The organism is Pseudomonas sp. MT3 (assembly GCF_054720805.1).
The window spans coordinates 71,182-83,450 of the sequence record NZ_JBTVPY010000011.1; the positions used below are offsets into that span (position 1 = coordinate 71,182).

Sequence of the window (12,269 nt, forward strand, 5' to 3'; positions counted from 1 at the left end):
TGAAGCTCACTCGGGGATGAAATCGCCGGGAATTATCTCGCCATTGCGAGCGATGTGCACGTCTTGGCCGAACAGCAGGCCGGTCTTCACTTCGCCGTCGAGACGGTAGCGGATCGGCTTGTCCGGATCTTCCAGCAGCTTGACGATGTACTTCATGTGCCGCCAGAGGTTGGTGGTTACCGGGACCTCGAAGGTTTCATGGCCGTTGGCGGGTACTGTGAACCAGTTGTTCGACTCGCCCTCGGCCAGGTCGATATCGTTCAGCTTGACCTTGTAGGCCAGGCCACGGACCGGAAGGCTGAAGTCGTTCGGATTGTCGATGCGGAAGTGCAGGGTAAATTCCTGTTCCAGCAGGCGCGCTTTGACGACGTCGACCTTCACCAGTTTCACTTCTGGTTGTATGAAGTTACCCGACATCCAGCTGCAACCCGACACAAGGCCGAGCAGCCAGAACAGGCTGAAAATTCTTATCATTTGCGCCTGATAATTCATGTCTATCCCCCAAGACGCCCCAGTGTACCAAGCACCTGCTCGGCTGCAAGTTGTTGTTACGTTAAAAGAAGCTGCACCATACTGGCCGAATGTAACCGGCGGGTTAACACAGGAGAGTGATGATGAGCCGCTATGAGATCGCCTTTTCGGGTCGGACCGTGCCGGGTGCCCAGCTCGACAGCGTGAAAGCCAACCTGGCCAAGCTGTTCCAGGCCGATGCTCAGCGCATCGAGTTGCTGTTCTCCGGCCGGCGTATGGTGATCAAGAACAACCTGGACGCGGTGTCGGCGGAGAAGTACCGCAGCGTGATCGAGCGCGCCGGCGCCATTGTCGAGGTGGTGGACATGGATGCGCCGGTCGAGGAGATCGAACTGGCGCCGCCGCCCGCCGCGGCTCCGGCGAGCGCGTCGGCACAGCCGCCCGCCGCCCAGGCGCAAGGGCGCTTGAAGGTGGCGCCGCGCGACGGGTACATGGCGGCGTTTGCTGCCGTCGATGCGCCGGACTTCGGCCTGGCGCCGGTGGGCACCGACCTGCAGGACGGGAAACCCGAGGCCCAGGCGCCGCGCGTGGACCTCAGCCAGTTCAGCGTCGCCCCGGTCGGCAGCGACATGGGCCAGGCCAAGGCCGCCCCGGCGGCGCCCGCGCCGGACACCAGCCACCTGAAGCTGGCGGACTGATCAGTCGCCCTGCTGCGGATCGTCCTGGTAGACGAACTTGGGCATTTCCCAGCGGAAGCGGATCGCCAGCATGCGGAACAGGAAGCCGGCGAACAGGGTGATCAGCATGGCCTGCTCCTTGGGCAGGTCGATCTGCAGGCAGATCAGGTAGCACCAGGCACTGGCGAAGGACACGCTGGCATAGAGTTCGCGACGGAAGATCAGTGGCACGTCGTTGCAGAAAATGTCCCGCAGGATGCCGCCGAAGACCCCGGTGATCACGCCGCTGACCGCCGCGATCAGTAGGCTGTGGCCCATTTCCAGGCTGACCTGGCAGCCGATCAGGGTGAAGGCCACCAGGCCCACGGCGTCCAGCGCGAGGAACAGCGAGCGCAGGTGGCGCATCAGCGGGGCGATGAACACGGTGACCAGTGCCGCGCCGGCAGTCAGCGCCAGGTATTCCGGGTGGCGTACCCAGGTCAGCGGGTAATGGCCCAGCAGCATGTCGCGCACCGAGCCGCCACCCAGGGCGGTGACGCAGGCCACCAGCACCACGCCGAACAGGTCCATGCTGCGGCGGCCAGCGGAGAGTGCGCCGGTCATGGCTTCGGCGGTGATGGCGATGATATAGAGAACGGTCAGCAGCATGGCGAGGTCCGGCAGGGGTAGCCGGTGCGGCGAAACACCGCCGCCCCGGAAAAAAGCGCGGATTCTAGCCCAGACACCGAACGTCCCCAAGTGGGGGGAGTTCGCGATTCACTCGATCCACGGTCCGCAGCATTTCTTCAGCTTGCCACCGGCGCCGCAGGGACACGGATCGTTGCGCCCGAGCTTCATCGGCACGGTCGGGTCGAGGAAGTACCAGTGGCCTTCGCGCTGGACGAAACCCGAGCACTCGCGATGGCTGTGCTCGCCGTTGCCGTCGTGCCAGCGGGCGATGAAGGTGACCCGCGCATGTTCCGGCTGGCCGCCGAGCACTTCGTGGCTTTCCACTTCCAGTCCCAGCCAGGTGCTGCCCAGGCTCCAGGTGCGGATGGCCTCCAGGTCCAGGCTGGCCTGCTGGGCGGGCAGGGTGGTATCGCGCAGGTAGTCCACCAGGCCCAGGGCGTAGGCGCTGTAGCGCGAACGCATCAGGGCCTCGGCCGTGGGCGCGCGCTGGCCGGCATGGAAGCGGCCGCAGCATTCGGGTAAAGGACGGCCGCTTCCGCAGGGGCAGGTCGGTTCGGTCATGGTCACCACCAGTACTTCCCAAAGTTTTCCGGGTTGGCCCAGAACTTGGCGTTGAGCCAGTCCGGGACCTGCTTGTATTCGTGCAGATCGTAGGTGAACAGGGTGAGCACCTGCGCGTCGCGCTGGAAGCGTTCGCTGGCCTGCATGGCCAGCGCGTAGAAATCGGTGTCCTGGGCCTGCGCGGCGTCCAGGTCGACCAGCACGGCAACCTTGCTGCTGTTGAGGTTGCGGATACCGCCCACCAGTTGCTGGGCGTCGCGCCGAGGCAGGTGCTCCAGGCAGTCGGCGAGCAGCGCCAGGTCGTAGCGGTGCGCGGCGATGTCCGCCGGTAGCGCGCCGGCGGGGGCGTGGAACAGTTCGCAGTCCGGGTGCGCGGCGCAGAAGGCATCCACCGCCGGGATCTGGCTGGCGCCCACCAGCAGCAGGCGCTGCGGCGCATAGCGGTCGAGCAGGGCGGCGAGAGCTTGTTGCGGTGTGCGTGATGAAATCATGGGGCTCGTCGAAGGCGATGATGGATGGACGAAGACTAGCGTGTGACACCCCTGTGGCCTAGTGCTGGCGCATTCTGTCAGTGCCGTCTTTACTCGGTAAGTGTCGGTCAAGACCCGATCATTAGAGGAGAGATGAATTTATGAGCATCACAAGGACCGCTTTACCCCTGCTGCTGGTCAGCACGTTGCTCACCGGCTGCGCAGGGTTGCAGAAGTCCGATTGGCCGACGTGCGCCGTGGTTGGCGGTGTCGGCGGCGCTGGTCTGGGCGCTACGGAAAGCAGTGCCTGGGCGGGTTGGGGTGCCTTGATTGGCGGTGTGCTGGGGGCGTCCTATTGCTGGGTGCATGGTGCCGAGGAACAAGTGGCGGAGGTTCCGCCGCCCGCTCCGGCTCCTGAGCCCGCTCCGGCTCCATTGCCCAAGGAAGAGACCATCGTCGTGCGTGACCTGCACTTCGCCTTCGACTCGTCGAAGATCGACGCGCAGGACAAGGACAAGCTCGACACCATCGCCACCCGCCTGAAGGGCGAAGCGGCGACCACCGAGCTGAACATTGCCGGTCACACCGACAGCGTCGGCAGCGATGCCTACAACCAGAAACTGTCCGAGCGCCGTGCCCACGCCGTGACGAACTATCTGGTCGATGCGGGCGTTCCGGCGAGCAGCATCAAGTCGGTCGAAGGCTATGGCGAGAGCCAGCCGGTCGCCGACAACAAGACCAAGGAAGGCCGCGCCGAGAACCGTCGCGTGGAGATCAAGATCACGCGTCAATGATCCAGGCGTGATGGAGTGCTCAAAGGGGGCCATCTGGCCCCCTTTGTCATAGTGGCTTGCCACTGGCATCGCTTCCGGCAGCAGAGTATGTTCCCCGACAAAGAAAAAAACGGGGGTATCTCATGAAGGCGTTGTTGGGTTTGGGCAAGCTGATTGCCCTGCTGTTCTGGCTGGCGGTGCTGGCCAATCTGATCCAGCCTTTCGCACATCCCTTCGGTACGTTGCTCAATGCGGCCGGCGCGCTGATTCTGCTGATTCACGTCATCGAGGTCCTGGCGCTGCGCAAACGCCTGCGCGGTCGACCTCATCCGGGGATGGACCGTCTGCAGATACTGCTGTTCGGCGTCTTCCATTTCGCCACCTTGCCGCAGCCGGCGGCTGAGCGACCGGCATCCGCGAAGGTAGAAGGAGATACCCATGCGTAAGTCGTTGCTGGGCCTGGCGCTGTGCGCGCCGCTGGCGTGCTCGGCTGCCGGAAACGTCTCGGTCCAGGCCAATACCGTGCTGCGCCTGCCGGTGAAGGGCGATAGCCTGAGCCTGGATCGCGTCAGTGTCGGCGAGGAAGGCGCGCTGCTCATTCCGTCGCGGGTGAAGGTGCTGAAGATCGGCGAGCTGGACCTGGCGAAGAACGCGCGCCTGGGCGTGTTCCCCGGTGGCGATACGCTGCAGATCGATGTTCAGCACGGCAATCTGGCCGACGGTAGCGTGATTGCCGCGCAGGGCGGCTCGGGCAGCTTCAGCAAGCCGGCCAGCGGCGGCCGCAGCCTGGTCCTGCACCTGCAGGACGTGCAGGTGGAGAACCTGTTGATCGACGTGCGCGGCGGTGTCGGCGCACCGGGCTATGACGGCCTGGACGGTGGCAGCGCGCAGACCTCCGGTTGCCTGTGGGGCAGCGGGAGGCCCGCCGGCAATGGTCAGGATGGTGCCAATGGCAGCTCTGGCGCGGCCGGCGGCGTGGTGCGCCTGGAGGTGCCGGAACAGTTCGACCTCGAACGGGTGAGGGTGCGTCTCGAGGGCGGCGCCGGTGGTGCCGGCGGCAAGGCGGGCAAGGCGGGGCCGCGCAGTGCCGAGCGCGGTTGCTGGTTCTATTCGGTGGCCGGCGAGCGTCCGGGCTCGGATGGCAAGGGCGGTGCGGAAGGCCCTGCGGGCCGCGAAGGTCGCCTGGAAGTGAAACGCTTCTGATGCCAGGCCCGCCCGGCAACCGGGCGGGCACAGCGATTTACCAGTGCGGGCGCGCGGCGACGAAAGCCACCAGCACCATGCCGATCAGCAGGTTCAGGCCTACGGTCTTGCGGATCTTGCCCAGCGCGGCGCCGCCTGCGGGCCAGTCCTGCGCTTCCACCGCGCGGTGCAGCTCCGGCAGTTGCAGCGCCTGGAGGCGCAGGAACAGCGCGAGCATCGCCACGTAGAGGCCCATCATCACCTGCACATAACGCGGCGCGCCGGCCATGCCGTTGAAGCTCAGGTGCAGCATGCCCATGCCGGTCACCGGCAGCAGGATCACCGCGGCCCACACCCAGCGGAAGAAGCGCGGGAATACCTCCAGCCACAGATTCAGCCGGGGCGGCGGCTCCAGCGCGGCGACGGCGGCCGGGCGCAGCACCATCCAGGCGAAGAACATGCCGCCGACCCAGACCAGGGCGGCCAGGACGTGCAGGGCATAGACGAAGGCAAAGGGTGTCATTCGGACGATCTCCGCTGGCGATTGAAGTCAAGCGCGCTATCATAGCCGCCGATTCGAACCACTGAAAATTTATCCAGCATCCGGATATGTCCGCCAGGGCGTGTCCGGGGCCCGGGAAGTCCATGCTCAGCACCGAACTCAAGGCCACGATCCAGGGCGCCTACTCGCGCTTCCTCGAGGCCAAGGAACTCAAGCCGCGCTACGGCCAGCGCCTGATGATCGCCGAAGTCGCCAAGGTCCTGGGGACCATCGCCAGCGACGAGGAAGGCCATCGCCTGGGCGACGCCGCCGTGGTCGCCGTGGAAGCCGGCACCGGCACCGGCAAGACCGTTGCCTACAGCCTCGCCGCCATCGCCTGCGCCAAGGCTGCCGGCAAGCGCCTGGTCGTCGCCACCGCCACCGTCGCCCTGCAGGAGCAGATCGTCCACAAGGACCTGCCCGACCTGCTGCGCAATTCCGGCCTGTCGTTCAGCTTCGCCCTGGCCAAGGGGCGCGGGCGCTACATGTGCCTGTCCAAGCTCGACCATCTGCTGCAGGAAGGCCAGGCACAGAGCGCCACCGCCCAGCTGTTCGAGGAGGAAGGCTTCCGCATCGACGTGGACGAGACCTCCACCAAGCTGTTCAACCAGATGATCGAGCGCCTGGCGGGCAACCGCTGGGACGGCGACCGCGACTCCTGGCCCGAGGCCATCGAGGACGCGCAGTGGGCGCAGGTCACCACCGACCACAGCCAGTGCACCAATCGCCATTGCCCGAACTTCCAGCAGTGCGCCTTCTACAAGGCGCGCGAAGGCATGACCAAGGTCGACGTGATCGTCACCAACCATGACCTGGTGCTGGCCGACCTCGCCCTGGGCGGCGGCGCGATCCTGCCGGACCCGCGCGACACCCTCTACGTATTCGACGAAGGTCATCACCTGCCGGACAAGGCCATCGGCCATTTCGCCCACTTCACCCGCCTGCGCGCCACCGCCGACTGGCTGGGCCAGGTGGAGAAGAACCTGACCAAGCTGCTGGCGCAGAACCCGCTGCCGGGTGACCTCGGCCGCCTGATCGAACAGGTGCCGGAGCTGGCCCGCGAGCTGCGCACGCACCAGCAGTTCATGTTCACCGCCTGCGAGGAGGTCGGCGACTTCCGCGCCGGCGAAGACATGGAAGGCCGCGAGCGGCCGCGCCATCGCTTCGAGGGCGGGGTGATCCCCGAGCACATCCGCGAGATGGGCATCGAGCTGAAGAAGGGCTTCTCCAAGCTCACCGACCTCTTCACCCGCCTCACCGAACTGCTCAAGGAAGCCATGGACGGGGAGGGCAGCGTCGGCATCGCCAGTCATCAGGCCGAGGAGTGGTACCCGCTGTTCGGCAGCCTGCTGTCCCGCGCCCAGGGCAACTGGGAACTGTGGACCGCCTTCACCTGCGAGGACCCGGAAGACAGCCCGCCGATGGCGCGCTGGCTGACCCTGGCCGAGAGCGGCACCTTCTACGACATCGAAGCCAACGCCAGCCCGATCCTCGCCGCCGAGACCCTGCGCCGCAACCTGTGGAACGTGGCCTACGGCGTGCTGGTGACCTCGGCGACGCTTACCGCGCTGGGCACCTTCGACCGCTATCGCATGCGCGCCGGCCTGCCGCGTGCCGCCGTCACCGCCGTGGTGCCGAGCCCGTTCCACCATGCCGACGCCGGTGTGCTGCGGGTGCCCGACCTCAAGGCCGACCCGCGCGATGCCGCCGCCCACACCGCGGCGATCATCCGCGAGCTGCCGGAGATCGTCGAAGGTTCGCGCGGTTCGCTGATCCTGTTCTCTTCGCGCAAGCAGATGCAGGAGGTCTTCGACGGCCTGGACCGCGACTGGCGCAAGCGCGTGCTGATCCAGGGCAACCTGTCCAAGCAGGAAACCCTGAACAAGCACCGCTCGCGGGTCGACGATGGCGAGCCGAGCGTGCTGTTCGGCCTGGCCAGCTTCTCCGAGGGTGTGGACCTGCCCGGTGCCTATTGCGAGCACGTGGTGATCGCCAAGATTCCCTTCGCCGTGCCGGACGACCCGGTGGAAGCGGCGCTGTCGGAATGGATCGAGGCGCGTGGCGGCAACCCGTTCATGGAGATCGCCGTGCCCGACGCCTCGCTGCGCCTGGTACAGGCCTGTGGGCGCCTGCTGCGCACCGAGCAGGACCGCGGCACCATCACGCTGCTGGACCGCCGCGTGGTGACCCAACGCTATGGCAAGGCCATTCTCAACGCGCTGCCTCCCTTCCGCCGCGAAATCGCTTGAGTGCGCGGGAGCGCCATCGCGCGCTTGCTGTCAAACGAACGCCCGCCACTCGGCGGGCGTGCTGCAAGGACTCGAACACATGACATCGATGCGTTGGCATCTGCCGCTGCTGCTCAGCCTGGCCATTGCCAGTGCCCCGGCCTGGTCGGCCGGCGGCAATGAAACCCTGTTCAACTTCGTCAAACCGATGGCCGTGGTCACCGTCACCACGCAGAACGCCGACCTGCCCAGCACCACCGCCGAGGCTACGCCCGAAGGCGAGATCCTGCGGCGGGTGAGCTTCAGCCCCGCACCCCGGCCGACCCTGAGCCTGGCGCCGGCCAACGGCAGCTGGGACTGGTCCCAGGCTGACAGCATGAGCCTGCGCATCCAGAACGGCATGGACTGGGCCATCACCCTGGAAGTGGCGATCGAAGGTGTCGCCGGCGCGCCGGGGCTGCATGCCAGCATCGCGCTGCCGCCCGGTCCGGCGCAGACCCTGCTGATTCCGTTGCGGGGCACCGCGCCGGAAGATTTCGGCATGCGCGCCGGCGTGCCCATGCCCGTTACCCAGGATGGCCAGCGCCTGCTGCTGGCCAGCAAGGTGAGCGGCGAGCTGAACCGCAGCCAGGTCGGCGCGGTGAAGCTCTACCTGAATGCGCCCAAGGCGGCGCAGGACATCCTCCTGGGCCGCTTCGGCACCTATGCCGACGGCGACCAGTGGCGCAAGGCCTATACCGGTATCGTCGATGGCTTCGGCCAGGCCAGCCGTGGCGACTGGCCGGAAAAGGTGAAGAGCGCCGAGCAGCTTGCCAACGCCTGGAAAGCCGAAGGCGAACAACTGAAAAAATGGCAGCCGGCGGCGGGGCGCGATGCCTTTGGCGGCCTGCTGGATGGCCCGGCCTTCGAAGGCACCGGCTTCTTCCGCACCGAGAAGCGCAATGGCCGCTGGTGGCTGGTCACGCCCGAAGGGCATTCGTTCTGGTCCCTGGGCGTCAACGCGGTGAACGCCGACAGCAGCCAGACCTACGTCGAAGGCCGTGAATACATGTTCGCCAGCCTGCCCAAGGAAGGCGATCCGCTGGCGGCCTTCTACGGCCAGAGCGACGACCGCAGCGGCGTCGGCGCCCAGCAAGGACGGGCCTTCGGCAATGGCCGCTGGTATGACTTCTACGCCGCCAACCGCTTCCGCACCGATGGCGGGCTGACCGGCGATGCCGCGGCGACCGCCTGGCGCGAACGCACCCTGCAGCGCCTCGGCGCCTGGGGCTTCAACACCCTGGGCGACTGGAGCGATCCGGCGTTCGCCGAGGCGCCGCGCCTGCCCTACAGCGTGCCGCTGTCCATCAGCGGCGACTATTCCACCGTCAGCACCGGCTACGACTGGTGGGGCGCCATGCCCGACCCGTTCGACCCGCGCTTTGCGATGGCCGCCGAACGCGCCATCGCCATCGCCGCCCGCGACCATCGCGAGGACGCCTGGCTGCTCGGCTACTACGCCGACAACGAGCTGGCCTGGGCCGGACGCGGCGACGATGCGCAGTCGCACTATGCGCTGGCCTTCGGGGCGCTGAAACTGTCCACCGACAGCCCGGCCAAGCGCGCCTTCATCAAACAGTTGAAGGACAAGTACACGGATCACGAGGCGCTGGCCGAGGCCTGGGGCGTGCCCATCGCCGCCTGGGAGGACCTCGATGCGCCCGGCTACCAGGCGCCGCAGCCGAGCGACGCACATCCGGCCGTCGCCCAGGACTACAGCGCCTTCCTGCGCCTGTATGCCGACCAGTACTTCAAGACCCTCAAGGACGCGCTGAAGTGGCATGCGCCCAACCACCTGTTGCTCGGTCCGCGTTTTGCCGTCAGCACGCCGGAGGCGCTGGCGTCCTGCGCGCAGTACTGCGACCTGCTCAGCTTCAACCTCTACGTGCCGCTGCCGCAGCAGGGCTATGACGCCAACTACGTGAACAGCCTGGACAAGCCGGTGCTGATCACCGAGTTCCACTTCGGCTCCCGTGACCGCGGGCCGTTCTGGGGCGGGGTGGCCGAGGTGTACAACGAGCAGCAGCGTGGCGAGGCCTACCGGCGCTTCCTCGCCGAGGCGGTGAAGGCCCCGAACGTCGTCGGCGCGCACTGGTTCCAGTACCTTGACCAGCCGGTGACCGGTCGCCTGCTCGATGGCGAGAACGGCCATATCGGCCTGGTCGGCATCACCGACCTGCCGTTCACCGGCTTCGTCGACGCCGTGCGCAAGGCCAACCAGCAGGCGCTCAAGGCCATCGACGAGCAGGCCCGCGCGGCGGCGAAGGCCGCGCCGGAACCCAAACCGGTACCGGCGGACGCCGGCGGCGCCGACGAGGAACAGGCCGACAGCCAATGAGGCGTCATTCGTAAGGCCGATACCCGCCTTTAGCGGGGTTCACAGGGGCGGAGTGCGCTGGAACAATGGTGCCTCCGCCCCTTCGTTCATGCCCCACCCACTGGAGATTCCGATGACCCTGCACGGCCATTGCGACCACCGCTTCACCCCTGTTGCCGACGCCTTCAGCGCCCTGTTCGAAGACCCGCAGGAACGCGGTGCGGCGCTGTGCATCCAGGTTGGTGGCGAGACGCTGGTCGACCTCTGGGCCGGCAGCGCGGGCAAGGAGCCTGGCCAGGACTGGCAGGCCGATACGCTGCTCAACCTGTTCTCCTGCACCAAGACCTTCGCGGCCGTCGCCGCCCTGCAACTGGTGGGGGAGGGCAAGCTGGAACTCGATGCCCCGGTGGCACGCTACTGGCCGGAATTCGCCCAGGCCGGCAAGCAGGCCATCACCGTGCGCCAACTGCTCTGCCATCGCGCCGGCCTGCCGGCGGTCCGCGAGCCGCTGGCGCCGGAGGCCCTTTATGACTGGTCGAGCATGACCGCTGCGCTGGCCGCCGAGACGCCCTGGTGGACGCCGGGCGCCGAGCACGGTTACGCGCCGATCACCTACGGTTGGCTGATCGGCGAAGTGATCCGCCGTGTCGATGGCCGTGAGCCGGGTGCCGCCATCATCGCGCGCACCGCTGAGCCGCTGGGGCTGGATTTCCATATCGGCTTGGACGACGCCGAGTTTCACCGCGTGGCGCATATCGCCCGTGGCAAGGGCAGCCTGGGCGATGCCGCCGCCCAGCGCCTGCTCAAGACCATGATGACCGAGCCTGCGGCGCTCTCCACCCGCGCCTTCACCAATCCGCCGTCGGTGCTCACCAGCACCAACAAGCCGGAATGGCGGCGCATGTCGCAGCCGGCGGCCAACGGCCACGGCAACGCGCGCTCGCTGGCCGGTTTCTACAGCGGCCTGCTGCAGGGCAGGCTGCTGGACGACGCGCTGCTGGCCGAACTCACCCGCGAACATGCCGTTGGCGAGGATCGAACCTTGTTGACCTGTACGCGCTTCGGCCTGGGCTGCATGCTTGACCAACCAAGCGTGGCCAACGCCACCTATGGCCTCGGCCCACGGGTCTTCGGCCATCCAGGCGCTGGCGGTTCCATCGGTTTCGCCGACCCCGAGCGCGGGCTCGCCTTCGGCTTCGTCACCAACACCCTTGGCCCCTACGTGCTGATGGACCCCCGCGCCCAGCGCCTGGCGCGCATCGCCGGCGAGTGCCTGTAGCGACGGACGGGAGGAACCTTCTTCCCACCGCGCCTTCGAAAGGCCGTTCTCGATTGTGACGGCCTTCGCATAGCCATTGGCATGCACCGCTCGTCAGTTGGGACTTAAAATCTCGTTCCAACTGAGTAAGTTATGCTCAATTCTTAAGCTGATTGCTGAAGTCAGGGCGCCACTGCCTGCCAGTGGCGCTCCAGTCTCCCTTCATGTTCCGACTTATGGAATCGCTCTCATGAATGCGCTGAAGATCTCCATGCTCGCCCTCTGCATCGGCCTGTCCGCCTGCAGTCAGTTCCAGGCCAAGGACAAGGAGAGCACCGCCGCTGCCCCGGCTGCCGGCAGCAGCCACGGATGGTGGCCCTTCGGCAAGGACGTCGAGACGACCGCTGCGGCTCCGGCAGTGGAGAAAAAGCCCGTCGAGGCACCCAGGATTGCCTCGGCCGCCGACAAACAGCCTGGCGACCGCTGGTGGTGGCCGTTCGGTGCCGGCGATAGCCAGGTCGCCGGGGAGAAGAGTGCGAAACCGCAGACCCTGCAAGTAAGCAAGGAATGGCTGGACCAGCGCGAGCAGAGCCTGCGTGCGGCGGTGGCCGGCAGCAAGTTCACCGTCGAGCGTCGCGAGAATGCACTGGTGCTGATCGCGCCGGTGGACAGCTCCTTCAATCCCAAGCGTCCCGAGCTCCTGCTGCCGATCACCCTCGGCCCGCTGGGCAATGTCGCGAAGATGCTGCAGAACGACCCGGAAAGCGGCGTGCTGGTGCTGGGCCACAGCGACAGCTCGGGCGACAAGGCGCTCAATGACAAGGTCAGCCTGCAGCGTGCCCAGGCGGTGTCGTCGATCTTCCGCCTGAGCGGCCTGGGCGCCGACCGGCTGCGCCTGAAGGGCGTCGGTTCGAGCCTGCCGCGCGCCGACAATGGCAGCGTCGAGGGCCGCGCGCAGAATCGCCGCGTCGAAGTGCTGCTGACCCAACGCACCAGCCTGCTGGCGCTGGCGCAGAAAAACTGATCCCGGCTCACGGAAGCGGCATTCCGGGTGGAATGTCGCTTGTCGTGGATCAAGCGCGA

13 protein-coding genes are annotated in these 12,269 nt (G+C 66.9%); 8 read left to right on the forward strand and 5 right to left on the reverse strand.

Annotation, left to right across the window (positions count from 1 at the left end):
* Positions 1-6: 6 nt before the first annotated feature.
* Positions 7-492 carry an LEA/WHy family protein gene (locus ACYCAX_RS13235; protein WP_041711803.1) on the reverse strand — a complete coding sequence of 162 codons (486 nt, stop codon included), beginning with the start codon at positions 490-492 and terminating at the stop codon, positions 7-9.
* A 122-nt stretch (positions 493-614) separates the two neighbouring features.
* On the opposite strand from ACYCAX_RS13235, the gene ACYCAX_RS13240 reads away from it, so the two are divergent.
* On the forward strand, positions 615-1,169 hold the full coding sequence (locus ACYCAX_RS13240) for a hypothetical protein (protein WP_294973187.1): 555 nt from the start codon (positions 615-617) through the stop codon (positions 1,167-1,169).
* On the opposite strand, the gene ACYCAX_RS13245 is transcribed toward ACYCAX_RS13240, so the two are convergent.
* The 3 genes from ACYCAX_RS13245 to ACYCAX_RS13255 form a co-directional block, all read right to left on the reverse strand.
* Complete coding sequence (locus ACYCAX_RS13245) at positions 1,170-1,796, reverse strand: trimeric intracellular cation channel family protein (RefSeq protein WP_015476199.1); 627 nt, start codon at positions 1,794-1,796, stop codon at positions 1,170-1,172. It abuts the gene before it with no gap.
* Positions 1,797-1,904: 108 nt separating this feature from the next.
* On the reverse strand, positions 1,905-2,378 hold the full coding sequence (locus ACYCAX_RS13250; RefSeq protein WP_015476200.1) for a YchJ family protein: 474 nt from the start codon (positions 2,376-2,378) through the stop codon (positions 1,905-1,907).
* A 2-nt stretch (positions 2,379-2,380) separates the two neighbouring features.
* Entirely contained in the window at positions 2,381-2,869 is a 489-nt protein-coding gene (locus tag ACYCAX_RS13255; protein ID WP_015476201.1) for a DUF6231 family protein, read from the reverse strand.
* Between the two features lie 140 nt (positions 2,870-3,009).
* Between ACYCAX_RS13255 and ACYCAX_RS13260 the strand changes: the two genes are divergently transcribed.
* The 3 genes from ACYCAX_RS13260 (at position 3,010) to ACYCAX_RS13270 (ending at position 4,824) form a co-directional block, all read left to right on the forward strand.
* Entirely contained in the window at positions 3,010-3,642 is a 633-nt protein-coding gene (locus tag ACYCAX_RS13260) for an OmpA family protein (protein ID WP_041711805.1), read from the forward strand.
* Between the two features lie 122 nt (positions 3,643-3,764).
* Positions 3,765-4,067 (forward strand): DUF1145 domain-containing protein, encoded by a 303-nt coding sequence (locus tag ACYCAX_RS13265; protein WP_015476203.1) that lies wholly within the window; start codon positions 3,765-3,767, stop codon positions 4,065-4,067.
* On the forward strand, positions 4,060-4,824 hold the full coding sequence (locus tag ACYCAX_RS13270) for a collagen-like protein (RefSeq protein ID WP_460248212.1): 765 nt from the start codon (positions 4,060-4,062) through the stop codon (positions 4,822-4,824). Before ACYCAX_RS13265 ends, ACYCAX_RS13270 begins: the two co-directional genes overlap by 8 nt.
* A 37-nt stretch (positions 4,825-4,861) precedes the next feature.
* Here ACYCAX_RS13270 and ACYCAX_RS13275 read toward each other — a convergent pair whose 3' ends face one another.
* Positions 4,862-5,326, reverse strand: a complete 465-nt coding sequence (locus tag ACYCAX_RS13275; protein ID WP_294973194.1) for a CopD family protein — start codon at positions 5,324-5,326, stop codon at positions 4,862-4,864.
* Positions 5,327-5,448: 122 nt separating this feature from the next.
* Between ACYCAX_RS13275 and dinG the strand changes: the two genes are divergently transcribed.
* From dinG to ACYCAX_RS13295, 4 genes are all read left to right on the forward strand, one after another.
* Positions 5,449-7,593, forward strand: coding sequence for an ATP-dependent DNA helicase DinG (dinG, locus tag ACYCAX_RS13280; protein WP_081517739.1), 2,145 nt, complete (start codon positions 5,449-5,451; stop codon positions 7,591-7,593).
* 79 nt (positions 7,594-7,672) lie between these two features.
* On the forward strand, positions 7,673-9,949 hold the full coding sequence (locus ACYCAX_RS13285) for a beta-galactosidase (protein WP_294973198.1): 2,277 nt from the start codon (positions 7,673-7,675) through the stop codon (positions 9,947-9,949).
* A 112-nt stretch (positions 9,950-10,061) separates the two neighbouring features.
* Positions 10,062-11,207, forward strand: a complete 1,146-nt coding sequence (locus tag ACYCAX_RS13290) for a serine hydrolase domain-containing protein (protein WP_460248213.1) — start codon at positions 10,062-10,064, stop codon at positions 11,205-11,207.
* A gap of 229 nt (positions 11,208-11,436) precedes the next feature.
* A complete protein-coding gene (locus tag ACYCAX_RS13295) occupies positions 11,437-12,210 on the forward strand; it encodes an OmpA family protein (RefSeq protein ID WP_015476209.1) in 774 nt (257 codons plus the stop codon).
* Positions 12,211-12,269 lie beyond the last annotated feature (59 nt).

Coding starts and splice junctions, on each gene's coding strand:
- ACYCAX_RS13235 (WP_041711803.1), bottom strand. CDS start 492: ATGAATTATCAGGCGCAAATGATAAGAATTTTCAGCCTGTTCTGGCTG.
- ACYCAX_RS13240 (WP_294973187.1), top strand. CDS start 615: ATGAGCCGCTATGAGATCGCCTTTTCGGGTCGGACCGTGCCGGGTGCC.
- ACYCAX_RS13245 (WP_015476199.1), bottom strand. CDS start 1,796: ATGCTGCTGACCGTTCTCTATATCATCGCCATCACCGCCGAAGCCATG.
- ACYCAX_RS13250 (WP_015476200.1), bottom strand. CDS start 2,378: ATGACCGAACCGACCTGCCCCTGCGGAAGCGGCCGTCCTTTACCCGAA.
- ACYCAX_RS13255 (WP_015476201.1), bottom strand. CDS start 2,869: ATGATTTCATCACGCACACCGCAACAAGCTCTCGCCGCCCTGCTCGAC.
- ACYCAX_RS13260 (WP_041711805.1), top strand. CDS start 3,010: ATGAGCATCACAAGGACCGCTTTACCCCTGCTGCTGGTCAGCACGTTG.
- ACYCAX_RS13265 (WP_015476203.1), top strand. CDS start 3,765: ATGAAGGCGTTGTTGGGTTTGGGCAAGCTGATTGCCCTGCTGTTCTGG.
- ACYCAX_RS13270 (WP_460248212.1), top strand. CDS start 4,060: ATGCGTAAGTCGTTGCTGGGCCTGGCGCTGTGCGCGCCGCTGGCGTGC.
- ACYCAX_RS13275 (WP_294973194.1), bottom strand. CDS start 5,326: ATGACACCCTTTGCCTTCGTCTATGCCCTGCACGTCCTGGCCGCCCTG.
- dinG (WP_081517739.1), top strand. CDS start 5,449: ATGCTCAGCACCGAACTCAAGGCCACGATCCAGGGCGCCTACTCGCGC.
- ACYCAX_RS13285 (WP_294973198.1), top strand. CDS start 7,673: ATGACATCGATGCGTTGGCATCTGCCGCTGCTGCTCAGCCTGGCCATT.
- ACYCAX_RS13290 (WP_460248213.1), top strand. CDS start 10,062: ATGACCCTGCACGGCCATTGCGACCACCGCTTCACCCCTGTTGCCGAC.
- ACYCAX_RS13295 (WP_015476209.1), top strand. CDS start 11,437: ATGAATGCGCTGAAGATCTCCATGCTCGCCCTCTGCATCGGCCTGTCC.